The following is a 25103-nucleotide window of genomic DNA, read 5'->3' as shown; positions in this document are numbered from 1 at the left end:
CAACGCAAGATTGTCTTAGCGACGCTTGCGCACCAGATCGAATTTGAAAATGCTCGTGTTGTAGTAGTCGTTGCTATAGCAGAGCGGTTCCCCGCTCTGATCGAAATCCACTTCGTCCAGCAGGAGAAACAAACCGAAGCCGTCTCCGAGTTCCGGCAGATCGCGCGGCGTGAGGATGGTCGGCTGTATCGACGTATGCGTATGCGACAGACGCCGGCCCGTGCGCGCGAACATGCCGAAAAGCGATTCGCCGACTTCACCGTCCGCTGCATCGAAGAGCGTCTTCGGAATGGTGTCGATGCAATAGGCGGCTACGGCGTCGTCCGCGCGGCGCACGCGTTCGATACGTACGCACGGCGCCCCAAGCTCGATGCCGAGTCTTTCTGCCAAGCTCTCCGATGCCGCAATGGTATCCATCTGTATGCGACTCGTTGAAGGCACGGCGCCGACGCTCTTGATCATGTCGGTTACGGACATCAGATCATCCAGACCGCCCTGCAACTTCAGCGAAATTTGTCTGATGAAGGTGCCGCGACCTTGAACCCGAGACAGCAGACCATGCGAGATCATCTGAGCAACAGCTTCACGCAAACTTGAACGGCCTACCCCGAGCAATTCGCAGAGTTCCAGTTCCGTGGGAATCTGATCGCCCGGCTTGAGCTTGCGCTCACGGATCATGGTCAGGAGCGACTCTTGAATCTTGTCGCTCATTGAACGCTCTACGCTTAGACGCATGTTGCTCTCTTCGGTAGCATGCAGTCAAATATACATCAGACATCAGATGTTTTTCTTAGGACTTTCCCTTGGATATTTTGTAGGCTCAATAGCTGGTGATAACGATGAACGGCTATGCGGTTGCAGCAAGGCCATAATCATTTGCTTGCCGCGTCTGACTTGTTGGCGCGTTGCACTGCGCCAAGAATTCATGGCTTCCACTGGTACATCAGAATCTTGGCGCGTGCATCGTCTTCCAAGAGAACGTCGTATTCACCATTGGCCCTTAGCGTGGCGCTGATACCCAGTTCCACATCGACATAGCCGCTAGTCAAGCCTACGTTCGCGCCCGGCGACATGCAGCCAACGTGTGCGCCGGTGCGCGCGTCGTACACATAAACCTTCTGCGTGAAGAGGCCCGCAACAAAGAGGTAATTGCCCGCTGTCGCAAGTCCCACGGGCGTGATTACGGGGTTGGCCGTCGTGTCCCAAGGCAGCGCGATGAGATAGGTCATGACGCGCGGCCCGCGAGTCCAGTTGTCGTAACGCGCGAGATATGGGCCGGCCTCTTTCCAGCGCGCGGCATCATAGGGAATGGTTTGCGTGAAGCCCGATATATACATCGTGTCGGTTTCAGGCACGTATAGCACTCGGCCAATGCGCGTGAAAGGCGCTGGCATCGTATAAGTCTTCGCCGATGTATAGGTGTAAAGCGGATTGCCCAAGGCATCGAAGCCCTGCAGCGGCATTTCTCGTATGCCGCTCGTCGGGGTACCGAACCATACGTTGCCAAGGGAATCGACCCAGATGAAGCTGTTGCCTATCAGACTCCCCGTCGATGGATTGCCTATGAATTCGCTCGTGTCGAGATGGCCGTCGCCATTGATGTCGCGCCACATCCATTCGCCATAGGCCGGTTGATTCGCTGGAAAACCGCCTGAAATATAGGACTCGGCGAACATGACCGACGGTATTGCCGTATAACCGTGCGCAGCGTCGAAGCGATGCACATAGAGCTGATGCGAATATGGATCGAGCGTGAATAGATACGGCCGGTTGCCGTTCAGGCGCCGTACCATCGGCTGGCCACGCACCGCGCGTCCGATGTGAATCGAAGGGTCATCGGGAAAAGCGAAGCGGTCCACGGTATGCGCCGTGTACGTCCATTGTTTGCCGGGCGCCTTGCTCCAGTCCATCGTAAAGACTTTCGAGCCGGTATAGATGGTGTTGGGCGCGCCGGGATCGAAACTCGCGCCATCGACGAACACGAGACCGTCCAGTTCCCATGTAATAGAACGTGTGACGCCTTTGAAAGCCTGCAGCACCGCGCCCGTTCCCACCGAGGCAGAGTTCAGAGCTCGCGGGCCTTCGCCGTTTTGTCCAACGTACAGATTGCCGGCCTGATCGAAACCGATACCCGTGACCGAGTTGAAGCGCCCTGCTTCGATCGTGCCAGCGGTCGCATGATTCACGCCCTTGAGCGTGCCGACCGCAGTTAGCGCCGCGTTCTTTCGGAAAGGCAAGATCTGCTGGCCCACGCCGTTATCCGCGATATAAAGATCACCCGATGGAGTGACCGCGATATCCGCGGGTACCGTTCCTATGGGGAGTATCGGCACGCCGCCGAGTAGCGCGCCTGTCGTCGAATAATGTGCAATGGCGGGGTGTCCGTTGAACGTGCCTGTAATGACCCAAAGCGTGCCGTCTATATCGAGTGCCATGCGTCCCGGTGATGTCACGTTGAACGCGCGATTACGCCTCATCGTGTTGGCATCGAACACGACGATCTGATTGCTCGACGCGTCGGAAACAAAAAGCTCGCTATCGTTAGCGGCCAGGCCGCGAATGCCCGCGTCCGTTCCGGCCGGCACAGTCGCCACGATCAGGAAACTGTTCTTGGTAGCGTTCGCGCTGTTGCCGACGCCGCCCGTAAAAAACGCGCCCTTGGCGATGTTGGCGATCGTGCGTCGCGTAATGCCGAACCACGTATAACCGTTGGGCGGATAATCCGCGCCGACGAGGCCACCACCTTGATTGCCGATGGACATCGCCGCATAGAGGTATGTGCTGTTCGATGCAATGGCGTCGCCGCCCGCCGCGCCCCAACCATGCGTCGCACCCGCCACCGCGATTCGGTCGCCATTGCGATACGCCGCGATCTCGGCGCCGCTTTCATCCCACGGACTATTGGTATAGACGGTTCCGTCCGGTGCAACGCGGATGGCTTGTATGTCCTGCTGCATCCACTTGCCATCGCCGAAGCCAAAAGTGTTGCCAATCCAGGACGTGGTGTAATTGAGCGGCGACGTAGCCGCGCGCGCGCCGCTGGCAAGGCTGAACACCATTAGCCATACCGCTATGAAACATGAAACGTTCATCACTTGCACCCCGGCAAACCGCCGCAAAGCGAAATCGAGTTACGACCCTAATGATATGAAGAAAAGGCCTGTTTTCTTCTTAACGGCGGTCGGTACGAATGCTTGAATCCGGTTTATTGAGGCGTGTTCAATTCAAGAAGTCGAGCAAACAACGGAGAGGTCGAATGATAGATAGCGTGGACAGGAAACATCTCGAACGATGCATCGAACTGGCTAAAGAAGCGCTCGACCAAGGCGATGAACCCTTTGGTTCTCTACTGGTGGCGAGCGACGGTCACGTGCTCTTTGAGGATCGTAACCGCATCAGCACGGGCGACAAGACCTTGCATCCTGAGTTCGCTATTGCAAAGTGGGCTGCGGAAAATATGAGCGAGCCCGCGCGCAAGAATGCCGTGGTCTACACATCGGGCGAGCATTGTCCGATGTGTTCGGCGGCGCATGCATGGGTGGGGCTTGGGCGAATCGTCTATGCGAGTTCGACTGCGCAGTTCACGCGCTGGCGTGAGGAACTCGGTGCTGGGCCCGGCCCTGTCCGCGCGCTGCCCATTGAAGAGGTGATCGACGGAGCAATCGTGGATGGCCCCGTCGACGACCTTGCAGAACGCGTGCGTGCACTACATGTCGCTTATATGCAGAAGCATCAAACGCGTTGATCGGTCAGTGCGCTGCTATGGTTTCGCTGTTGCGACACGCCTGGAACTTCGGTCTGCACGTTCGTCTGCGTGATGACCGACTCGCACAACGCGATCACTTGCGGAAGACTCGCGGCATTGAACAACGAATGATCGACATCGGCGTAAGTTGCGACACGCACTGAACGAAGCCGCTTGAGTCGAGCGCCCAGCTTGCCGCAATGCGCGGCAAGCAAGTCCAGGCCCGCATCGTAGGCGCCGTAGACCAGCACCGTGTTCACGCCTCTAGCGTCGAGCGCGCGAATGATCGGCATGGGTGTAGTGGCCTGTTCGGGTGGCGTTTTGCTCAGGCTGTCGAGCCTCAATACATCGACGACACGTGAACGCGCACGCGTGAGCATGTAGCCGCCGATAAAGCCCATTACGCGAAGCAGATTTTTGTCGCCGCGCAAAATGGCTTTCCACTTCTGCGGATCGAGCATGGAAAACGCATAACCCGCCATGGAGTTGCGTGTGGATTCGCGCAACGCTTCGGGCGTTTTGTCCTCGGGACGCTTGAACGTAGGGATATTCACCGAAATCACGCCGGTAATAACGCTCTCGCTGACCGCTGCCTTCAAAGCGTGATACGCACCTGAACAAATGCCGAACGCATAGATCGTCTTGTAGCCTTGCCGGGACAACCAACGCGCGGCGACGCCAGTGTCTTCGGTTGCGACCACGTTATAGATTCTGCCGAAGGGCGTGTCTGACTGCACATCGCCCGAAGGAAGCGGACTGTCGCCACGGCCGCGTGCATCGAAGCGCAATGAAGCAATACCACGTGATGCTAGCTCGCGTGCAATCCGCACGGAAAGCCGGCTATCGCCTACGCGTGAACTCGCCGCCGTATTCGTCATGACAAACACAGGGCCACGCGCTGCACCATGACGCGGCTCGCACAGCACGCCTACGAGTCCTTGTTCGTCCATTCGCACGGGACGCTCGACAGCCTCCGGCGTTTCGATGACGAAATCTGGCCACACGTCATGTGCCGCAGCCGATGTATTAACGGGGCCTGCTTCGAGCGCGCCGTTTGCAATCCACTCAGTGGCCGTTGCCAAAGCAGCCTTGGGCAATACCGTGAATGCCGACTCTTGAATGAAGCCGAGCAAATCTTCAAAGGGTTGTGTCTGCGTATCGACGCCAAGCCCACTGAGCGCATCCAGCAGCGGGTCTTTCGAGCTCGTTCGTGCGTGCATCAGCAATACGCGATTGGCGGGCGCAATGGCCGCACTTTTCACTTGCAACGCGAGATCGATGTTTTCCAGCCGGGCTCTGAAGGCATCGTCATAAACCTGACCCAGCACGTTGAGCGGACCAGTCTTGGGTTGCGCTTCGCGAAGGGGCGGTGCGAGCTGGTCGAGCCAGGTCTTGCGCACCGCGCCGAGTTCGCGGATATAGGTGCGTCCGCTTACAACAGGCGCAAGCAAGGCGAGATCGTCGACGGGACGCTTGAGCGCCGCGGCCAAAGCGAACGCGGCACCGACCCGAAAGCCCGCTAGCGTGACGTGTTCGATACCCGTCTGTTCCTTGAGGAAATCGACGGCTGAACCGATGTCATCCACCGCCGAATCGAACAGGTCTTGTCCTGCTTCTAGATCGGCTGAATCCCCCGTGCCGAGATAGTCGAAGCGCAAGACCCACAAGCCGCGGGCCGCAAGAGCGTCTGCCAGGTGACGCAGGCCGCTATAGGTCCACACATATTCGTGGCCATAGGTGTTGCAGAGAACGACGCCGCGCGTGCCGGCGCCTGCGTGCAGCCATCCGAATCTTTTGCCGAAAACCACCGGTCTCATTTGTATTTTCCTCGTCTTTGGCGGTGTTCAGACGTAAGCAAGGAGTGCCTTCGAAACCGCCAGCCTGCATGCGTCATTATTATGCTTGGACAACTGCAGGCACAAAGGGAACGGGCAGCAAATGCTATTCCCATCGACACGGGACTCCAGCTAGTCCTAGTCGGGCGTTGCGCAAAGCTTCTCTCCGGGCTTTGCGCCGCCATGCAGCGAGGGTTACTTGTCGCCAATTATATTAAGCCCGCTTAGCACTTGCGATGTGCCGACGCGAATTTTGTTCAAACGGACTATCTATTGGCGATCATTGCATGGGGTGCATGATGTCTTGTCTGGCAAATGCGCTTAACTGCAAACAATCCGCGCGGCATCGCACAGAGCTTTTTAGGGTTTGCTTATATTTTTTTAGCTTTTGGCTTTTCGCAAAGCGTCGAATCATCCGCGCCTATGAGGTTGCGATAAGGCGCGTGCCGAGCGAATGAGGTCGTCAAGCATGAGATCGCGTTTCTCTGGATCGGTGTCGCGACTCGTCATGAAGCAGAGCGCCGCGACGGCCAAACCGGAACGATCGCGAACGGGCGCGGCCATGCAATAGCGAAACGTATGCGACAAGCCTGTCGTGCAGCAGAAGCCCTGCTCCCTTGCGCGTTCCACATCGGCGAGGAAGTCTGTGAAATCTACTCGCTTGCCGTTGTCCAGAACGAAGTCTTCTTCAGGAATGAGCGCGCGAATTGCGTCGCCGCTCAAATGACCTAGCAGCAGCCTGCCCGATGCCGTCCAGGGAATGGGGACCTTGACGCCAATATCCGAACTGATATTGAAAGGTCGAGAACTGTTTTCTGAAAGCACGACCGTGTATTTGTCGCCTTCGAGCATGCACAGTTGCGCGGTCTCGTCGTGGCTGCGCACTAGCGCGAGAATGGACTGATGCGCGCGGCTGATCAGATCATTGTGCACCGCGTAATCGGAGCCGTAGTAATGCATTTCGCGGCCAAAGAAGATGCTGCCGTCGGGGCCCGCTTCCAGTAGACCCGCCTCGCTTAAAATTGCGACCAGTTCGTAGATGCTTGAACGCGGCGCGCCAGTCGCTTCGATCAACTCGCGCATCGCAAGCGGCCTGCGAGCTAGATGCAATTGCTTCATGATCGCCACGACCCGATCCACCCCGCGCGCACGCGACGTTTCCACTGTCGACATCGGCTGGGCTCCGCTCAATGATCCAGCACGCGATGCAGAAACTGCCGCGTGCGTTCGTTCTGCGGATTCACGAAGATTTGCTCGGGTGCGCCCTGCTCTGCAATCACGCCCTTGTCCATGAACACCACACGATCCGCCGTCTTGCGCGCAAAACCCATTTCGTGCGTGACCACGACCATCGTCATGCCATCGCGCGCCAGTCCGCGCATGACTTCGGTCACTTCGCCGACGAGTTCCGGATCGAGCGCGGAAGTCGCCTCGTCGAAGAACATGATGCCTGGCTCAACGGCGAGTGCGCGTGCAATGGCAACGCGTTGTTGCTGGCCGCCCGACAATTGACTCGGATAATGCGTCGCACGATCGGCGAGGCCGACACGGTCGAGCGCATCCATGGCGCGCTTCTTGGCATCGGCGGGACTCATTTTGCGCGCCTTGATGAGTGCAAGCGTGACATTGCCGAGCGCGGTCTTGTGCGGGAACAGATTGAACTGCTGAAACACCATGCCCACATGTCCACGAATTTCTTTAGCGCGACGTGCATCGTGCAGCGGCACCTGGTTGACCCACACTTCGCCCGCATCCGCGGTTTCAAGGCCGCTCATGATACGCAACACGGTGCTCTTGCCCGAGCCCGATGCGCCGATCAAGACAAGCACTTCGCCAAGCCTCACATCGAGATTGATTTCCCGCAGCACTTGCGTGGCACCGAACGACTTGCTCACGCCCGCGAGGTTGATGATCGACGCTTCACTCATGACAGCACGCTCCTTCTACGGTCGTGACGGCGCACCCACTGCGACAGCGGAAAGCACACGATGAAATACAGTATGGCGACGAGGCCATAAATCTCGACTGGCTTGCCCACGCGATCGACGATCGCCTGGCCGCCGTGCATCAACTCCGACATGCCGATCATGCTAACGATCGACGTGTCCTTGATAAGCGAGAGATATTGCCCGACCAGCGGCGGCAAAACGATCCGGCCGGTCTGCGGCAAGACTACGGAGAAGAACGCTTGCGCTTTGGAGAGACCGAGAATCTGCGAGACTTCCCACTGTCCTTTAGGGACCGCCTCGATGCCTGAGCGAAATACTTCGGCGATATACGCGCCTTGATAAACGCTCAAGCCGACGACTCCGGCGGCAAAGACATCGATGGCATAGCCGAAGTAGGACACGCCGAAATAGATGAACATCAGTGTGATGAGCACTGGCGTGCCGCGGAAGAGTTCGGTGTAGAGCCTTGCAATCTTGTCGGTGCCCCAAGGCCCGAAAGAACGAAGCACGGCGGCCAGAAGACCGATTACCGTACCGCCCACGATCGACGCGGCCGACAAGGCCAGCGTCATCAAGAGCCCTTGCAAAAGGATCGACAGGCTCGTCGTCAATAAATCGCTCGACATGTCTCGCTCTCCGATTAAGTGCGCGCGGCAGGACGGCGCAGCATGAACGATCGGCGCGAAGGCTTCCTGATGACGAGCGGCGGATGAAAGAGCCTCAAGCCAATCTGCCCTGCAGCCCAGGAAAGCAGGTTGCTGAGCACGAGATAGGCAAGAAGCGTGACCGTGAAAGTCTGTACGTAAAGCAGCGTGCGCGAATTGATGACGGTCGCCGTACCGCTCAACTCGGGCAGTGCAATCGCGGAAAGCAGCGACGTGCCGAGCAAAAGCTGGATTAGGTTGTTGACGATAGCCGGATAAACAGCGCGTGCCGCTTGCGGCAAGACCACTTGCGTGAAGATCTGCGAGCGCTCTAGTCCGAGAATCGATGCCGCTTCGAGCTGACCCTTGGGCACCGACTGGATGCCCGCCCGAAACACTTCCGCCAGATAAGCGCCTACATTCACCCCTAGTGCGATCACGCCTGCTGTATAAGCATCGAGCGTAATGCCAAGGGACGGCAAGCCGAAGAACACGATGAATATCTGCAGCAGGACCGGCGTGTTGCGGATGACTTCGATATAAACGCTTGCGATTCCGCGCAGCACGCGGCTCTTGGACCCGCTTGCAAGCGCCGTCAAAAGACCGAGCGCCATTGCCAGAATGAACGCCAGCAGCGTGATTTGCAGCGTGAGCCATGCGGCATGCAGGAAGTCGCTGAAATAGCCAGCAAGCGTCAACCATTCATAGCCCATGATTTTTCCTCACGTTGGACGTCACGCAACCGGCGTCACGGTTAAATTAATATTGCGGGTTGAGCGGGAAACGCGGCTCTTGCCCAAACCATTTTTTATAGAGCTGCGCGTTCTGCTTGGACGCGTTGATCTGGAACAGGAACAGGTTCAGATAGTTGAGCCAGACCTGATCGCCGGCCTTGACGCCGAACGCGTTGTATTCAAGCGGCACGAGGGCTTCGTCAGTGACGGTAAGTTCCTGATCGAGCGATGCCTGGTATGCGAGAAAGTTGTTGTCTTCGATCATCGCGTCAGCCTGGCCTTGCTTGACGGCGAGAATGGCGGCTTGCGAGCTGTCGAATTCCTGAATCTTCACCTGCATGTTGAGTGAGCGCACTTCGTCGCCGTTGGTCGAGCCTTTGACGGTGGCAATCGTGCGGTTGCTCATGTCCTTGATGGATTTGATCCCGCTCGATTTCTTGACCAGCAGCGCTTCACTCGCCACCACGTACGGATTGGTAAAGGCAATTTCCTTGGCCCGTTCGAGATTGCGAGTGAAATTGCAGAACACGACATCCACCTTACTCGTCTGCAGATTTGGAATGCGGTTGGCGCTGGTGGTGTTGACCACTTCGAGCTTTACGCCCATTTGCTTAGCGAGTTCCTTAGCGAGATCGACGTCGTAGCCGTCCGGCTGGCCGTCCTTGTTATAGAAACCGAAGGGCGCAAAGCTTAAGCAATCGCCTACGCGCAAGGTGCCGCGTTGCAAAACGGTCTTAAGCGTTGAGCTTGCCGCCCCATCCTGCGCTGGTGCTTCGACTTTCGAACAGGCCGCCAACGCGACAAGGCCGGCAATTGCAACCCAACGAGCAAAGCGCGCGCTTTCTCTAACAAGTTTCATGTGTGCATCTCGCAAGAGGAAAATCCGTTTGAGGCTTGTCCGATATATCGGACACGTATCCGACGCGGCAGATGGGAGGCAAGTCTTCCACTAAAAAAAACTTGAGGCAAGCGGGTTTACGCGTGGATGGATTAGACGCTCGCAAAGAAAAAGGGCAGACAAATTTCTTTGTCTGCCCTTCGTGGTGGTTCAAGCGCTTGCTAAAGATCCAGCACCAGCACCCTGCTCGTCGCACGCGATACACACGCCGTGAGAAATTCGGTCTTTTCGTCGTCGCCGAGAATGCAGTCGTTGTGTTCGACTTCGCCTTCGAGATAGCGCACTTTGCAGGTGCCGCATAGACCTGCGCAACAAGAGGTTTCAATCGGTACGCCTGCCAGTGCCAACGCGTCTGCAATGCTTTCTTCCTTAGATACCTCGATCTCTTGTCCCGTACTCGCAATGCGCACGGTGAAACTGTCGAGTGCATCGTTGGCGGCTTCATCGTCGAGATTGCGCTCCGGCGCCTTGAAATGCTCGAAGTGCACCGTGCCGGTGGGCCAGTGTCCGGCGGCATCGGCGCATGCCTTCATGAAGCCGCCTGGGCCGCAGTAATACACATGCTCGCCTTCGCGCGGTGCGTCGAGCAACCGGCGCAGATCGAGGCCCGTGGTCGGGTCGCCGCCATCGAAATGCAGGTGCAGCTTTCCGCTTGCGCGCATCGATTCGAACTCGTCGGCAAACGCGGCGCAGCTTGCGTCCCTGGTGCAGTAATGCATCTCGTAGTCGATGCCGGCGTCGTCCAGTTCGTGCGCCATCGCCTTGAGCGGCGTGACGCCGATACCGCCTGCGATCAGTAACACGCGACGCGCGCCATCGACGAGACTAAAGTTATTGCGCGGAAGACTCACCTTCACGATGTCCTGTACGCGCAGTTGCTCGTGCAGTGCTTTCGAGCCACCGCGTCCGCGCTCATCGCGCAGAACGGCAATCACATAGCGATGCCGTTCGCGCGGCGCATTGCAGATGGAATACTGACGGATCACGCCGCCTGCAAGATGGATGTCCAGATGCGCGCCAGCCGTGAACGGCGGCAATGCATGTCCCTCAGGGTCGACGAACTCATAGGAGTTGATGCCGCGTCCTTCGAAGCGGACTTGTCGCACCATCAATTGCAGCGTCTGTGCCTGGCGGTCGGTTGATATGGGTTGTGTCGACATGGTTGCGTCTCCTCGATCGATGAGCGGCGGGCTTGCGAAAGCGCTCGGCATTGGTCAAAGCGCCTTCGCCATATGCCGCTATTGCTTCATCGATTGTTCGAGTTCCTCGAAGCTTTGCCGCACGAAGTTGACGCGCTCATCACCCTTCATCGTCTCGCTCTGCGCGAGAATGGCGACGATCTTCTTGGTGACGGCGCGACGACGCGTGACTTCTTCTTCAACGGTCTTGCCCTCGGGAATTTCGAACACGTTGCCCGAGCAGAAGCTGTTCGGCGAGCCGGCGTTCTCGCGAAACCATTCGGCGAAATTCTGCGCGGATGCCGCCGGGTTCGAACCGCGCACCGCATCGCGCAACATCTTGCGGAAGAGGAAGAGGCCCGCATCGAACTTCGTCGGATTCTCGAGCGCGTGCACGGCAATGGGCCGCTGCGAAATGATCGCTTCGTAATCGCCCGGTGCGTATTGCGCTTCCTTATAAGTCTCGCGCTCGCGATGGTTCGGCGGAATCGGTACGATATCTTCGATCTTGTACTTGCCAAAGCGTTCCGGACGACGCATGGCGACTTGCCCTTCGAGAAAGTCGATCGACTCGTAGCCGACCATTTCCTTCTTGCCCACACCGCGTGTGTCGATGCCCGGACCCATCACGCGCCAGCCGATCATCTTGCTGTTTTGATCGTCGACAGGCACGGTCCAGCGCACGATATGAAAGCGGCTAAAGAGCTTCTTCTTCGAACCGTCCTCCGACGTATATGCATGCAGACTCAAGTTCGGCAGCACCTGATGCTGCACACGCACGAAGAGCCGATCCTTGTTCACGCGGCGCGCGCCCGCACAAGCGAGGCTTCGGCCTTGCTGCACCGGTTGAAAATGCATATCGGGAGCGACTTCCATCGAGGCCGCGCCGACTTCATCGAACGTCGTGCCCTGGAAGTTGCCATTGACGACGTTCTTGGCCGCATGCAGCGCGGTCGGGTGATAGTTGTCAGCGGCGTTGTCCTGCACTTGCAGCCAGTTGCAATGCTGGAAGTTGCTGTAGGGGACGAGTTCATCGCCGGGCAGCACCGTGTAGTCGCCTTCCCATTCAGGGAACGGCGGCTCGTTCTCGGGCGGCCCCATATAAGCGAATACCAGGCCGTTACGTTCGACGGCTTTATAAGCGCCTTGACGAATCGAACAGGCATACTTTTCGGCCTCTTTTTCTTCGCCCTTAGGGAACGGTACGTGAAGACACGCGCCATCCACATCGAACACCATGCCGTGATAGCAGCACATGATGCCGTGTTCTTGAATGGCACCGTACTCGAGCGATGCGCCGCGATGCACGCAATGCGCGTGCAGCACACCAATCCGTCCGCTGCCATCACGGAATGCCACGAGTTCTTCGTTGAGTATTTTCAGGTAACGCGGAGTATCGGTCAGTTCGATCGACATGCAGATGGGATGCCAAAACGCGCGCATGTACTCGCCCATCGGCGTGCCGGGACCGGTCTCGGTCAACTCCGGATCGTGGCCCGGCACCTTGCTCGTGTAGTACCCGCCGAAGGGAATCAGCTTCTTGACGGCGGGCGTGGCGCCGCCACTGCTCTTCTGCCCTTCCAGCTTGTCTGATTTGATCGTCATGGATAGTCTCGTCCTGATGTGGGGATGGATATGGTCCGCTGCTTTTGATGGTTGAAGTCCGAACTCCGATTACCGAACTCCGTACTCTGTATACAAAGATTAGCGACGGACCGCTGCGTTGTCTCTATGGGTAAACGCGAATGTGGACTAGCATGCGTGGCTTCGTTCGTTGACCGCCGCACTGGCGGGCTGTAACCTTGTCGTATTCTGTATCCAGAGATTGAGCTCGACATCATGCCCGCCAAACTTCTCAAGCTTCAGGCCCGCACGGACTACGTGGACGAGGTCTACAAGGTCTTGCTCGATGCCATCAGTTCCGGCTCGCTCGCGCCTGGTACGCGCATCACGCAGGAAGAGATCGCCGAGCAACTCGCCGTATCGCGTTCACCCGTGCTGCAGGCGCTGCGGCTCCTAAAAAAAGATGGGCTCGTGCAGGACGCACCCGGTCGCGGTCTGCTCGTCACCCCGCTCGATCCCGCGTGGATCAGCCATCTCTACGAGATTCGCGGTGCACTGGATTCGCTTGCCGCACGCCTCGCGGCGGAACGTGGAGCGAAGCTCGACAAGTCGCTGATCGCGAACGGCCGGCGCGCGTCGAAAAGCGACGATGTCAAGGCGATGATCGATGCGGACATGGCGTTTCATGGCGCCATCTACGAAGCCTCGGGCAATCCGCTGATCGCCGATACCGCGCAGATGCATTGGGTACATCTGCGTCGCGTGATGGGCGCGGTCTTGCAGGCATCGGGACAGCGCAAGTCGATCTGGGATGAGCACGCCGCCATTGCAGCGGCAATCGCGGAAGGCGACGCGCAACGCGCATCCGAACTCACGGATCTCCATACCGCGAACGCGCGCAAGAATCTGGTCGAGCGTCTGGGTCTTGTACTGAATGAACAGAGGCAGGCGGAAGCAACGTGAACATGAATCGGCATCGCGTGAGAAAGCCCTGCATTTGCAGGGCTTTTCGTGTTGAACTGCTTTCATCGGTCCGTGCGACGGCGGCTATTCACCAACGCAGCCGGTATCGTAAAGACCATGAGGGCGCCTATCACGCAACTTACCGCAAGACCAAGCACACCATTACCGGTCGAACCCGAATGCGTTTGGATGATGCCAATCAGCCACGGGCTCACGACACCCGAGATGCTGCCCACCGAATTGGCAAGCGCGAGCCCTGCGGCTGCCGCACCGCCGCTGAGAATCGCGGGCGGCAAGACCCAGAACTGCGAGATGGTCGTGACCACGCCCATGGTCGCAATCGTGAGCGCGATCATGCCGAAGAAGGTCGAGTGCGCATACACCACGCTGAAATACAGACCGATTGCGCCGACAATGCCCGCGCCCGCCAGATGCCAGCGACGCTCGCCGAGCTTGTCCGAGCTATGACCGACTGCCAGCATGGCGATGGCGCCGGCCGCATATGGAATTGCCGTCAGAAGACCGATGTTGAGCGGATCGGAAACGCCGCTTGCCTTGACGAGCGTCGGCAGCCAGAAGCTCACGCCGTAGAGGCCCATCGTGAAGAAAAAGTAAGTCACGCTCAGCAGCAGCACCTTGGGATGCAAGAGGCCATCCTTCACGGAATGCAGTGCATGTGCGGGCTTCTCATCGCGAAGATTCGCTTCGAGCATGGCCTTTTGCGAGTCACTGAGCCACTTTGCATCGGCGACTTTATCGTCGAGATAAAAGAACGCGATGATGCCAAAGAGCGCGGTCGGAATGCCTTCGAGCAGAAAGAGCCATTGCCATCCCGCGATACCGTGCATGCCGCCCATATGACTCATGATCCAGCCCGACAGCGGTCCGCCAACGACGCCCGACATCGGAATGCCAGTCATGAAGAGCGCGGTCACCTTGCTGCGCCGCGAGGCCGGAAACCAGTACGTGAGGTAGAGCAGGATGGCTGGAATGAAGCCAGCTTCGGCCACACCGAGCAAAAAGCGCATGATGTAGAAGCTCGTCGGGCTGGTCACGAACATCATGCCGGCGGAGATGACACCCCACGTCACCATGATCCGCGCAATCCAGCGTCGAGCGCCTACGCGCAAGAGGATCAGATTACTTGGTACTTCGAACAGAAGATAGCCGATAAAGAATACGCCCGCCCCGGCTCCATAGACCGCTTCGCTGAAATGCAGATCATTGAGCATCTGCAGCTTGGCAAAGCTCACGTTGATGCGATCGAGATAAGCGCAGAGATAGCACACGAAAAGAAATGGCAGCAGGCGCCATGTCACCTTTGCATAGGTGGACGACTCGTCGCCCGCCAGGTACGCAACCGGACTATGGGAACTCATTGTTGTGTCTCCGTTGTGGGGCAGGTGCGGCGTCGCATGCATCGCGTGCCTCTTGCCGGTGTCGTGGCCTTGAACGACCGTTATGAATATGTCTCGACGGCTTCCATGTTCGTGGCGCGCACAACGAAAGACAAACGATGCCTGTTCATAGAACCATGACACGCATTCATGCATAAGGAATTGCCATGAGGCGCATCCCCAACTTCGTTCTCTTGCGCGCATTCGAGGCGGCCGCGCGGCTGGAGAGCTTCACGCTTGCCGCAAGCGAACTGCACCTCACGCAATCGGCCATTAGCCATCAGGTGAAGGAGCTGGAGCAGTACTTCGGCAGGCCGCTTTTTCATCGACGCAACCGGCGGGTCGAGACGACCTCCGAAGGACGCCGGCTTCATGAGAGCCTTGGACGCGTGTTCGATGTGATCGAAGCCGCGTGTGGTGAGGTCGCGCTCGAACCTCAGGCGCAAGTGCTTGCCGTGCACTGCGCGCCGAGCTTCGCGGCGAAGTGGCTCGCGCCCCGTCTGCCCGAGTTCATGAGCGAGCATCCGATGGTGACCATTCGCCTGTCATCGGATGCGGAGCCGGCCGATCTCGCGCGCGTGCGTGAAGTCGATGTTGCGATCTCTTATGGCTTCGCGCATGAGCGTCCCGGTCTGATCACGCGCGCGCTCGGAGCGGAGCGCATCGTGCCGCTTTGTTCGCCTGCGCTCGTGCGCGACGACGTGCCCGTTGCCGAGCAGATCAGCAAGCTGACGCTCATCGATTCGCAACTCAGCCGCGTGACATGGCCGGGATGGTTTGCATTGAACGAACTGGAAATGCCGCGCGGGCCGAGACCGTCGTTCGACCGTGCCGCACTCGCGATATCGGCGGCGGCGGATGGCATGGGTGTCGCGCTGGAAACGACACGGCTCGCCGAACGCGAGCTTGCGCGTGGCGATTTGATTGAACTCGGGGCAGGCGTCTTCGCGCCGCTTGCGAGAGAAACGCACTTCCTTTCATATCGCGTGACCGAGCGCAATGTCGAAAAGGTGAAATGCTTTCGCGACTGGGTGCTGATGAAAGCAGGCCTCGACGAAACCGTCGAAGCCTGAGTGAATCGAGCCGCTTGTTTTAGGCTGCGATAGCCTGCTTCTCGCTTTTTTCCTCGATTGCTCGCGCATGTTCGAAAACGCGCTCGCGCTCACGCGCAACCAGCGCGCGTTTGCGCGCGAGAGTTTGTCGCTGATACTTCGGGTCGCCCATCAAGGTGACGTACTCGTTGTATCGATGCCTGAGATAACGCTGGAAAAACTCAGCGCCGGGCAGGCCGCAATCGAGCGCCATGAGCACGCCGTAGTCCATATCCCTTAGATCAGCCAGGGCGCTTATGGCCGTTTCAAGCGCGGCGTAGCGTTCTGCGAGCGGTAAGCCTTTACCGCATAACGCGTGAAAGCGTTGATAGGGAAATACATAGCCATGCGACGCGCAGCGCCGCAAAGCTCTCGCAAGCCGTAGACTCAGTTCGGTTTCCACATACCCTCCCTGTCTGTTGCGCGGATCGCAAGCGTAAGATTCCGCCGCCATTATTCGAGCTATCGAGAATGGCGAACCCTTGCCTGAAAATCATTCTTTAAGCCAAGAAAACGCGCGGCATTCACTTCGGGCCGCATTTTTTCGCGATTAGAACGGCGAAAAAATACCATGCAGGCATTTGCACTGGCTTACGGAAATAAGCTTGACACGCAATATCCCATAGTGTGCGTGCCCGTTGCAGAAGATCAAGATGGAAAGCACAACGCTGTCGATTGCCAATGCGCCTAAAGAAAACCAGGCGCAAAAAAGACTTAATAAGGTAACGGGTGACCGCTTGAGACTCGGAGCGCTAGTTTAAACATGCAGATGCAGTACATGCTAGCAAACATATTGACGAATACCAAGAAAACTTTTGCCGAGGAAAGTACCAATGGCTTACACGAAAATGTCATCCGGAATGTTTTGCTTGCTGCATCTTTGACGCGTGTGCCAAGGTTCATGATTATGCGGGGAATAAGACCAAGGCCGGAGGTCTGCTTTAGAAAATCACCTGACTAAAAACGTCATCAATGTCGACCGCGCCGCAGGCGATCTTAAGGATGGTTTAAGCGTTCGCGGCTAAAACCATCACGAAACACGTTCAGTCAAGCAACGTCCACGCGGATGGTCAAACCGGGCAACGCTCAAAGCGCTTTGCTTCAGGCTTAAGAGCGTAGGTGATGACCGTCCCATTTGGCCCGGCAGCGATGCCGGGCTCTTTTTTAAGCGTTCTTATTCGATGGGTCGGGCAACTGCGGAGCATGCTCGCCGCCCCTGGCACTGCTTGCGGGAAGCTCGAAGCTAAACGCCGCGCCCGCTTGATCCAAATCGATGAGTCGAATCTGGCTGCCATGCAACTGAAGCATGCGCTGCACGATCAGCAAGCCAAATCCGCCGCGATGCCTGCCTCCCGAAGCGAAAGCGCGCTGAAAGAGCACGCCGCGCACGTCGGATGGAATGCCGGGACCTGTATCGCTTACCGTGACTTCCACGTGGCCGTTTGAATGTGCAAGCCTAACCGTGACCGTACCGCCTTCCGGCGTGTGATGAATCGCGTTGTCGAGCAAATTCGTAAAGATGCGCTCGATCATGCCAAGATCAGCCGATACATTAGGCAGGCGCGGCTCGATATGCGCATCAAGTCGCACTTTGCGCGCATCGGCGGGCAGTTCGAATTTCTCGAACACATCTTGCAGCAGATCGGCGAGCGAGAACGACTCCGCTTCGGGATGCACCATGCCGTGTTCAAGCCGCGCTAGTTCAAAAAGCGATTGCGCGAGATGCCCGACCTTCGCGCTTTGCGCAAGTGCGATCGACAGATAACGGCGGCGGTCTGTGTCGGCAAGAACATCGGCCTTGAGCGAAAGCGTTTCCAAGTAGCCATGCAAGGAAGACAGCGGCGTGCGCAAGTCATGTGAAATATTGACGACGAGTTCGCGTCTTTCACGATCCTGCCGCTGCAATTCGCGCCATTGTTCGCCAATGCGCGCGGCCATTTGGGCAAAGGCGCTTTCCAGCACCACGATTTCGTCCCGCTCGTTCTCGCGTGCCGCCACGTGCGACGGTACAGGCGATGGCTCGGCCGATGCCCCGCTTGCATCAAACCTGCGCATGGCATCGGTCAAGCGGCGCAGCGGACGCGTAATGAGCCCGAAAGCGATCACGCCCGCAACGAGTCCGAGCAAGGTCACGAGTCCCATGGACAGAAGCGTGGTGCGCAAGACCGCGCTCGCCGAGGCTTTCGCCGCAAGCTCGTCGTGCTCTTCGCCAAGCAAAACCACATAGACATAACCGAAAGGCGGCTTGCCGGGCGTGGCAAGCGGCGCGGCGCTAAAGACTTTGCGCTTGTCGATGCTGCGTGGATCGTCGCCCAGAATAGGGAGCGGCGCGCCATTGATCAGACGATGCACGGGCGCAAGATCGACACGATCGCGCTTCAGATGACCGGGAGGCGCATCGTCGGCACGAACGCGGCCTTCGTTGTCGAGCAGATAGACTTCGACGCTCGGGTTCACCACCATCAACTGGCTGAAGAGACGGCGCACGGCGGGCGCGTCGATATCGCCCGCGTCCATCAGCGCGCCATCGTGGGCAATATGCGCTGCGAGCCCGCGCGACAGGCTCTGAATGACTTCCTTCTCGCGCAAATCGCTTGCGCGAATCTGCAACCATGCCGATGCGCCGCAGCATGCAAGCAGCAGCACGCAGAACACAGCGAAAAGCCGTTGCGACAGGGTGAGCTTCATGAACTTCACGATGCGCTGTCCGTCGCGAGTTTGTATCCGCGTCCCCAGACGGTCACGATGCGGGCAGGCTCGGTGGCATCTTTCTCGACCTTGGCGCGCAAGCGGTTGATATGCGTATTGACCGTGTGCTCATAGCCTTCATGCGCATAACCCCAAACCGCATTGAGTAGATCCATGCGGGAAAATACTTTACCGGGATGCTGGGCAAAGTAATAAAGCAAATCGAATTCGCGTGGTGTCAGTTCTATGCGCAGCTCATCTACCCACGCTTCGCGCGCAAGCGGATCGATAGCGATACCCGCGACTTCGAGACGGCCTGTATCGAGGCGCGAATTCTTGGCGACTGCATCGACGCGACGCAAAAGCGCCTTCACTCGCGCCACCAGTTCAAGCACCGAAAAAGGCTTGGCAAGATAATCGTCCGCACCGAGTTCGAGACCGAGAATGCGATGCACCTCGCTGGAACGCGCGCTAGTAATGATGATCGGGGTATAGCGCGTCATGGCGCGCGCACGCCGGCAAATTTCGAGGCCATCCACGCCGGGCAGCATCAGATCGAGAATCAACGCATCCCACCCGCCTTGTTCGAGCAAGCGCAAGCCCTCGGCGCCATCCGCGGAATGCACGACCTCATAGCGCTCGTCGCGCAGATGCAGGCTCAGCACATCGGCGATATGCATGTCGTCTTCCACGATCAAAATGCGTTTAGGCTGGTCCATGAGGAAATGCAAAAGAATTAACAGGCTGTTGAAATATGCCTCAATGAACGTGGGCTCGATTATTCGGAAGAGCTAGCGCGTTGGAATGTTCCAAATAAATTGACGCCGATTCTCCTTGATTCAGATGCCGCCGATGCCGCGTTCCTTCTCGCTTACTCTTTCAAGCTGCCTTAGCAGCAAGCGTTCGCATGCGAGTGAGGTTGTACGCCGCCTGAGTGAGCACGAAGAGCTGGTCGACTCGCTTCAGACCTCGATACATCGCCTGCCGAATTCTGCCAACGGTCTTTGCCCATCCGAACACCTGCTCGATGCGTTTGCGTTTGCACTGACTGATTGCATAGCCTGGCCATCGTGTGGTTCGAGCGTCAATCGCGGAACCGCCCGCGCGTGCATCGTTTTGCGCCACGTGCGGTGTCACGTTGTTCTCGCGACACGTCGCCACGAAGCCCGCCGTATCGTAGTTCTTGTCAGCACCGACCGTTATGGTCGTACCGGCAAATTGCGCAGCATCCGCAAGCATCTGCGCGGCCGCATCCCGTTCGGCCGTGCCATTGGCCTGCGTGACCTGTGCGTTGACCACGAGACCATGCCGATTATCGGTCAGCACGTGACCCATGTAACAAAGCACCGCGCCCGTGCCACGACTCTTGCGGAACAAGCGCGCCTGACTGTCCGTGCTGGATTCATGGGTGTCGTTGCTGCGTTTCTCGCCGCGCCAGTTCTCCTGCGAGCCGTCTCCGCCCTCAGGCGGCGAATCGTCATCCGACTTTGTCTTGGGCACGAAACTCTTGTGTCCCGCCCACGCCTGAATGAGCGTGCCGTCGACGCTGAAGTGCTCGCCCGACAGGTGACCTTGCACGCGCGCCGTCTCGACAGTCTCGTTGAACAAGCTGACCATGACATCGTGGACCATCAGCCGGTCGCGGTTCTTGCTGAAGGTAGAGTGGTCCCAGACCGCATCATCCATCGCCAGTCCGACGAACCATCGAAACAGCATGTTGTAGGAGATTTGCTCCATCAGCATGCGTTCGCTGCGAATCGAATACAACACCTGCAACAACAGCGCGCGTATCAGTTTCTCCGGCGCGATGCTCGGGCGACCGCCCTTGGCCTCGCTCTCGTACATGCGCGAAAACACCTCGTCCATGCGCCTGAGCGCCTCGTTCAGCCACAGGCGAATCGGTCGCAGCGGATGATTGGCCGGAACGAAATCGTCCAGTCTGGACATCGTGAACATCGATTCAGTGTAGCTGTCGGGGCCGCGCATCGCTTCTGTCTCTGTGTCGTCGAATTCTTTAAATCAACGTCTCTCCCTTACGCACGGATGACCGCGCAAAGGGTATTTCAACAGCCTGTTAAAGCGCTAGCCCGGATATTGTGCAGAAAAGCGGCGCGGCCAAGTATCACATTTAATTTAACTTTCGGTGAGGACTCGGTAAGCCGCGCACGCCTAAGATGGGGCTCATCTGATCGAGCGAAGGAAAAGACATCATGCTAGACCGCCGCCGCTTTCTGCTGACGGGCACCGCTGCCGCAGCCGCGTTTGCCTTGACGGGCCGTCTGCGTGCGCTGGCCGCGCCCTCGCCGCAAGAGAAGTTCGAAATCACGCATAGCGACGACGAATGGCGTCGCATGCTCGATTCCATGCAATACGACGTCCTGCGTCGCGAAGGCACCGAGCGGCCCTACACGAGTCCGTTGAATGGCGAGCATCGGGCCGGCACTTTCTCGTGCGCGGGTTGTGCCCTTGCGGTGTTCTCTTCAAGCACCAAATTCGAAAGTCACACCGGATGGCCGAGCTTCTGGGCGCCGCTCGATCACGCTATTGCCACGCGCCAGGACGGCTCGTTCGGCGTCTTGCGCACCGAAGTGCATTGCCGCCGCTGCGGTGGACATCTGGGCCACGTGTTCGACGATGGACCCAAGCCGACCGGTCTGCGCTATTGCATGAACGGCGTCGCGATGAAGTTCACCGCTGGCGCTGCTTGATTGGCCACCTCAACGCTTATTAACTTTCTAAAAAGACACGACCATGCTGCTCATCGTTCTTGCCTATCTCGGCGGCGCGCTGACGATACTCAGTCCGTGCATCCTGCCTGTCCTTCCCTTCGTGTTTTCTCGCGCGGATCAGCCGTTTGCTAAAAGCGGCTTGCCGTTGCTGCTCGGCATGGGCATCACGTTCGCGTTGGTGGCGACGCTCGCCGCGCTTGGCGGCGGCTGGGCCACGCAAGCAAATCAATATGGACGCTGGGCCGCCATCGCACTTCTCGTCGTGTTCGGACTTGCTTTACTGTTGCCGCGCCTGGCCGATCGCATCATGCATCCGCTCGTTAGCGCCGGTAACCGACTGACGGCTTTCGCCCAGCGCGGCGATGGCAAGGCGAGCTTCGGCGGCTCGTTCCTGCTTGGCATCGCAACGGGTCTTCTGTGGGCACCGTGCGCAGGTCCGATTCTCGGACTCGTGTTGACGGGTGCCGCATTGAACGGCGCAAGCGTAGGCACCACGCTGCTCCTGCTCGCTTATGCCGCGGGCGCCGCGACTTCGCTTGCCGTGGCGCTGCTCATCGGTGGCCGCGTATTCGCCGCCATGAAGCGCTCGCTCGGCGCGGGCGAATGGATACGGCGCGGCATCGGCGTCGCGATGCTTGCAGGCGTCGCCGCTATCGCATTGGGCCTCGATACGGGCGTGCTTGCAAGGGTATCGACAGTAGCGACGGCGGGCATCGAACAAAAGCTGGTCGACCGGTTTTCGCCTCGCAATAACGCCATGAAAGCCGCTAATACCACTGCCGATGCCGATGCACCGCGCATGATGCGCGCGAGCGCGGCGCCTTCGACTGCGCCGACGGCTTCGTTGCCCGTGGAAGGCACGCTGCCCTCGCTCGATGGCGCGGTGCAATGGCTCAACACGCCGCCGCTCACGAAGGACGCGCTGCGCGGCAAGGTCGTGCTCGTCGACGTGTGGACGTATTCATGCATCAATTGCCTGCGTACCTTGCCTTATGTGAAGGAGTGGGCAAAAAAGTATCGTGACCAAGGGCTCGTGGTGATCGGTGTGCACGCGCCGGAGTTCGCGTTCGAACGAAACGTCGACAACGTGAAGAAAGCCGTGCATGACCTGGGTGTGGACTATCCGGTAGCCGTTGACAATAACTTTGCGATCTGGCGCGCGCTCAACAACGAATATTGGCCGGCGCATTATTTCGTGGATACCGAGGGCAAGATCCGCTATCACCATTACGGAGAGGGCGACTATGCACATTCGGAAGAGGTGATCCGCCAATTGCTGGCGGAAGCGGGTCACGGTAATGCGCCCGTGGCGAAGCAGCCCGACACCAACGAAGATATCGCGGCACAAGGCGCGATGATGCAAGCCGATAACGCGGACGTGCGCTCACCCGAAACCTATATTGGCTATGCGCGCGCCGAGCAGTTCATGTCGCCTGGCGGCCAGACGCAGGATCGTGTGCATGACTATGCCCCGCCCAAGGCGCTCGATGTGAACGACTGGGGTGTTGCCGGCCCGTGGAAGATCGGCTCCGAGCACGCGACGCTCGCGGGCAAGTCGGGACGAATCGTTTATCGCTTCCATGCGCGCGATCTGCATCTCGTGCTCGGACCTTCGCCGGATGGCAAGCCCGTGCGCTTTCGCGTGAGTATCGACGGCGCGCCTCCCGGTGCTTCGCATGGTAGCGATGTCGCAGCCGATGGAAGTGGTACCGTGACGCAAGAGCGCCTTTATCAACTCGTGCGGCAAGCGGGCCCTGTCAAGGACCGCACCTTTAGCATCGAATTTCTGGATTCGGGTGTCGAGGCTTATGCCTTCACCTTCGGTTGATTCATCGAGGAGCCATCATGGCGAATAAATTCAGCAAGACAGGCAAGGCCCTTAGCGTGGCTGCGCTGGTTGCAGGTGCTTTCGCGTTGCAGCAAACCGCGCATTCGAGTGAAGACGCCAAGGTCATTCCTGCACCCGCGCATGACGAGAGCGTAGGCGCCACCCACACGGAGACGGCGGTATTTGCCGGCGGTTGCTTCTGGGGCGTGCAAGGCGTGTTTCAGCACGTGCGTGGCGTTAAGGAAGTCGTCTCGGGCTATACGGGCGGCAATGCCGATACCGCTCAATACGAGCGCGTAAGCGAAGGCGATACGGGCCATGCGGAGTCGGTGCGCATAACCTACGATCCTGCCGAAGTGACTTATGGCCGGCTCTTGCAGATTTTCTTTTCGGTCGCGCATAACCCCACCGAGTTGAATCACCAAGGACCGGATCACGGCACGCAATATCGCTCGGCAGTCTTTCCGCAAAATACGACTCAGCGCGATGTCGCTACCGCATATATCGCGCAACTCGATGCGGCGCATGTTTATTCCGGCAAGATCGTGACTCATGTCGAGAATTACAAAGGCTTTTATCCGGCCGAGGCTTACCACCAGAATTACTTGAGCGAACATCCGGAAAGCACGTATATAGCGATTAACGATCTGCCTAAGGTGGGAAATCTCAAGCAATTATTCCCGCAGGCTTATAGAAACGACGCGGTGCTCGTAGCGGTCGCGTCGAAATAAACGTCTTAGCGCGGTGCGCGCGTTTCGAGCCAGGCGTCGACGTAATCGAGAACGGCGGGCATATTCCGCCTGCCGAAGCCAATGCGAAAATGTGCGTCGCCGTAATCGAGCAAGGTCGAAGGAAGCAGCAGCACGCCCGTGTCCTGCAGCAACTCGGCGCAAAAGCTGCTGGCGCGCTCCTGCCTGAGCCGCACGAAGCCGATCGTGCCCGCACGCGGCCGATGCCATTCGAAATTCATGGCGTGGCGTGCCATGAATTTATCAAGCACCCGTAGATTTTCACGGACGATAGAAACATTACGCTCGATGAGCGTGTCCGAATGACGCGCGGCGATGGTTGCAAGATACTCGCTCGGCGCGCTGTTACTGATCGTCAGATAGTCCTTGAAGACGCTCATGCGTTGCAGCACTTCGGCGCTTTGCGTTGCAATCCAGCCGATGCGCAAGCCCGCCAGTCCATGCGTCTTCGATAACGCACCGAGCGTGATTGCACGCTCGTAGACATCGCATGCGGCGGGAAGGCGGTCGGCACAGTCGTGTTCGAGGCCGCGATAGACCTCATCGCTGAAGAGCCACAGTCCGTGCTTGCGCGCAAACGAAACGGTAGCGTCGAACACCTCGCGCGATGGCAGATACCCGGTCGGGTTGTGCGGCGAGCAAAGGACGATGGCGCGCGTTTGCGGCTTCAGCAGCGCTTCGAGATCGGCCGGATCGAGCGCCCAGCCGCCCGCTTCGTTTGCTCGCCACGGCGATACACTTACGCCCAGCGCTTCAGCCACCGAGTAATGCGATTGATAGCCGGGCATGTGCACGATGACATGATCGCCCGCCTCAAGCATCGTGTTCATGAACGAAAAGATCGCTTCCTGAGCGCCCGTATGCACGATGATCCCGCTTGCATCCATGCACTCATACATGGCCGCCAGCTCGGTTCGCAAGTCCGATGCGCCCGGATATTCCGTGTAGCCGAGCCAGGTATCGAACAAGCCGTCGCTTGCTTGCGGTTCGAGCGCGAGCAGGTCACGCACCGACATCGATTCGGGATCGGAACTGCACAGCAAATGCCGTGCGGTGAATTCGTGCTGTGCGAAGTAACGTTCCAGCTTGAAAGGTGTGGGATTCATGGCGTG

The 25103-nt window shown here is 58.4% G+C and carries 22 protein-coding genes; 6 read left to right on the top strand and 16 right to left on the bottom strand.

Annotation, left to right across the window (positions count from 1 at the left end):
* Positions 1 to 15: 15 nt before the first annotated feature.
* Positions 16 to 711 (bottom strand): GntR family transcriptional regulator, encoded by a 696-nt coding sequence (locus LDZ28_RS17365; protein ID WP_244829674.1) that lies wholly within the window; start codon positions 709 to 711, stop codon positions 16 to 18.
* A gap of 212 nt (positions 712 to 923) precedes the next feature.
* A complete protein-coding gene (locus tag LDZ28_RS17360; protein ID WP_370652204.1) occupies positions 924 to 3092 on the bottom strand; it encodes a hypothetical protein in 2169 nt (722 codons plus the stop codon).
* A gap of 98 nt (positions 3093 to 3190) precedes the next feature.
* Between LDZ28_RS17360 and LDZ28_RS17355 the strand changes: the two genes are divergently transcribed.
* Positions 3191 to 3745 carry a nucleoside deaminase gene (locus LDZ28_RS17355; protein ID WP_370652203.1) on the top strand — a complete coding sequence of 185 codons (555 nt, stop codon included), beginning with the start codon at positions 3191 to 3193 and terminating at the stop codon, positions 3743 to 3745.
* On the opposite strand, the gene LDZ28_RS17350 is transcribed toward LDZ28_RS17355, so the two are convergent.
* The 8 genes from LDZ28_RS17350 to LDZ28_RS17315 form a co-directional block, all read right to left on the bottom strand.
* Complete coding sequence (locus LDZ28_RS17350; protein WP_244829673.1) at positions 3733 to 5562, bottom strand: serine aminopeptidase domain-containing protein; 1830 nt, start codon at positions 5560 to 5562, stop codon at positions 3733 to 3735. The genes LDZ28_RS17355 and LDZ28_RS17350 overlap by 13 nt on opposite strands.
* A 429-nt stretch (positions 5563 to 5991) precedes the next feature.
* The gene (locus LDZ28_RS17345; protein WP_244829672.1) at positions 5992 to 6753 is read right to left on the bottom strand and encodes an IclR family transcriptional regulator; all 762 of its coding nucleotides are present in this window, start codon (positions 6751 to 6753) and stop codon (positions 5992 to 5994) included.
* 14 nt (positions 6754 to 6767) lie between these two features.
* Positions 6768 to 7508: an amino acid ABC transporter ATP-binding protein gene (locus LDZ28_RS17340; RefSeq protein WP_244829671.1), complete on the bottom strand. Its 741-nt coding sequence runs from the start codon at positions 7506 to 7508 to the stop codon at positions 6768 to 6770.
* Positions 7505 to 8155, bottom strand: coding sequence for an amino acid ABC transporter permease (locus LDZ28_RS17335; protein WP_244829670.1), 651 nt, complete (start codon positions 8153 to 8155; stop codon positions 7505 to 7507). The genes LDZ28_RS17340 and LDZ28_RS17335 overlap by 4 nt, the downstream gene beginning before the upstream one ends.
* A gap of 14 nt (positions 8156 to 8169) precedes the next feature.
* A complete protein-coding gene (locus tag LDZ28_RS17330) occupies positions 8170 to 8886 on the bottom strand; it encodes an amino acid ABC transporter permease (RefSeq protein WP_244829669.1) in 717 nt (238 codons plus the stop codon).
* Positions 8887 to 8932: 46 nt separating this feature from the next.
* The gene (locus LDZ28_RS17325) at positions 8933 to 9766 is read right to left on the bottom strand and encodes a transporter substrate-binding domain-containing protein (RefSeq protein WP_244829668.1); all 834 of its coding nucleotides are present in this window, start codon (positions 9764 to 9766) and stop codon (positions 8933 to 8935) included.
* A gap of 200 nt (positions 9767 to 9966) precedes the next feature.
* Positions 9967 to 10965 (bottom strand): PDR/VanB family oxidoreductase, encoded by a 999-nt coding sequence (locus tag LDZ28_RS17320; RefSeq protein WP_244829667.1) that lies wholly within the window; start codon positions 10963 to 10965, stop codon positions 9967 to 9969.
* A 78-nt stretch (positions 10966 to 11043) separates the two neighbouring features.
* The gene (locus LDZ28_RS17315; RefSeq protein ID WP_244829666.1) at positions 11044 to 12588 is read right to left on the bottom strand and encodes a Rieske 2Fe-2S domain-containing protein; all 1545 of its coding nucleotides are present in this window, start codon (positions 12586 to 12588) and stop codon (positions 11044 to 11046) included.
* Positions 12589 to 12822: 234 nt separating this feature from the next.
* Here LDZ28_RS17315 and LDZ28_RS17310 point away from each other — a divergent pair, with 234 nt between their 5' ends.
* Positions 12823 to 13509, top strand: a complete 687-nt coding sequence (locus LDZ28_RS17310) for a GntR family transcriptional regulator (RefSeq protein WP_244829665.1) — start codon at positions 12823 to 12825, stop codon at positions 13507 to 13509.
* Positions 13510 to 13571: 62 nt separating this feature from the next.
* On the opposite strand, the gene LDZ28_RS17305 is transcribed toward LDZ28_RS17310, so the two are convergent.
* Entirely contained in the window at positions 13572 to 14888 is a 1317-nt protein-coding gene (locus LDZ28_RS17305; RefSeq protein ID WP_244829664.1) for an MFS transporter, read from the bottom strand.
* 185 nt (positions 14889 to 15073) lie between these two features.
* Here LDZ28_RS17305 and LDZ28_RS17300 point away from each other — a divergent pair, with 185 nt between their 5' ends.
* Positions 15074 to 15979 carry a LysR substrate-binding domain-containing protein gene (locus LDZ28_RS17300; protein ID WP_244829663.1) on the top strand — a complete coding sequence of 302 codons (906 nt, stop codon included), beginning with the start codon at positions 15074 to 15076 and terminating at the stop codon, positions 15977 to 15979.
* A gap of 19 nt (positions 15980 to 15998) precedes the next feature.
* Here the strand turns inward: LDZ28_RS17300 and LDZ28_RS17295 are convergent, their stop codons facing one another.
* The 4 genes from LDZ28_RS17295 to LDZ28_RS17280 all read right to left on the bottom strand — a co-directional run bounded on the left by LDZ28_RS17295 (position 15999) and on the right by LDZ28_RS17280 (position 20671).
* Complete coding sequence (locus LDZ28_RS17295) at positions 15999 to 16400, bottom strand: hypothetical protein (RefSeq protein WP_244829662.1); 402 nt, start codon at positions 16398 to 16400, stop codon at positions 15999 to 16001.
* Between the two features lie 761 nt (positions 16401 to 17161).
* The gene (locus tag LDZ28_RS17290) at positions 17162 to 18685 is read right to left on the bottom strand and encodes a HAMP domain-containing sensor histidine kinase (RefSeq protein ID WP_244829661.1); all 1524 of its coding nucleotides are present in this window, start codon (positions 18683 to 18685) and stop codon (positions 17162 to 17164) included.
* 5 nt (positions 18686 to 18690) lie between these two features.
* Entirely contained in the window at positions 18691 to 19404 is a 714-nt protein-coding gene (locus LDZ28_RS17285; protein ID WP_244829660.1) for a response regulator transcription factor, read from the bottom strand.
* A 160-nt stretch (positions 19405 to 19564) separates the two neighbouring features.
* The gene (locus tag LDZ28_RS17280) at positions 19565 to 20671 is read right to left on the bottom strand and encodes an IS5 family transposase (RefSeq protein ID WP_244829659.1); all 1107 of its coding nucleotides are present in this window, start codon (positions 20669 to 20671) and stop codon (positions 19565 to 19567) included.
* A 224-nt stretch (positions 20672 to 20895) separates the two neighbouring features.
* On the opposite strand from LDZ28_RS17280, the gene msrB reads away from it, so the two are divergent.
* Genes msrB through msrA form a run of 3 tightly spaced genes read left to right on the top strand, consistent with a single transcriptional unit; the run spans position 20896 to position 23973 of the window.
* Entirely contained in the window at positions 20896 to 21393 is a 498-nt protein-coding gene (gene msrB, locus LDZ28_RS17275) for a peptide-methionine (R)-S-oxide reductase MsrB (protein WP_244829658.1), read from the top strand.
* 43 nt (positions 21394 to 21436) lie between these two features.
* Complete coding sequence (locus LDZ28_RS17270; RefSeq protein ID WP_244829657.1) at positions 21437 to 23242, top strand: cytochrome c biogenesis protein DipZ; 1806 nt, start codon at positions 21437 to 21439, stop codon at positions 23240 to 23242.
* Between the two features lie 17 nt (positions 23243 to 23259).
* Positions 23260 to 23973, top strand: coding sequence for a peptide-methionine (S)-S-oxide reductase MsrA (msrA, locus tag LDZ28_RS17265; RefSeq protein WP_244829656.1), 714 nt, complete (start codon positions 23260 to 23262; stop codon positions 23971 to 23973).
* A 5-nt stretch (positions 23974 to 23978) separates the two neighbouring features.
* Here the strand turns inward: msrA and LDZ28_RS17260 are convergent, their stop codons facing one another.
* A complete protein-coding gene (locus LDZ28_RS17260) occupies positions 23979 to 25097 on the bottom strand; it encodes an aminotransferase class I/II-fold pyridoxal phosphate-dependent enzyme (RefSeq protein ID WP_244829655.1) in 1119 nt (372 codons plus the stop codon).
* Between the last annotated feature and the right edge of the window lie 6 nt (positions 25098 to 25103).

The organism is Caballeronia sp. TF1N1 (genome assembly GCF_022878925.1).
In the GTDB taxonomy this organism is placed as follows: Bacteria; Pseudomonadota; Gammaproteobacteria; order Burkholderiales; family Burkholderiaceae; genus Caballeronia.
The sequence above is the reverse complement of the archived record's forward strand: the minus strand, read 5'-3'. Positions and strand labels throughout refer to the sequence as shown.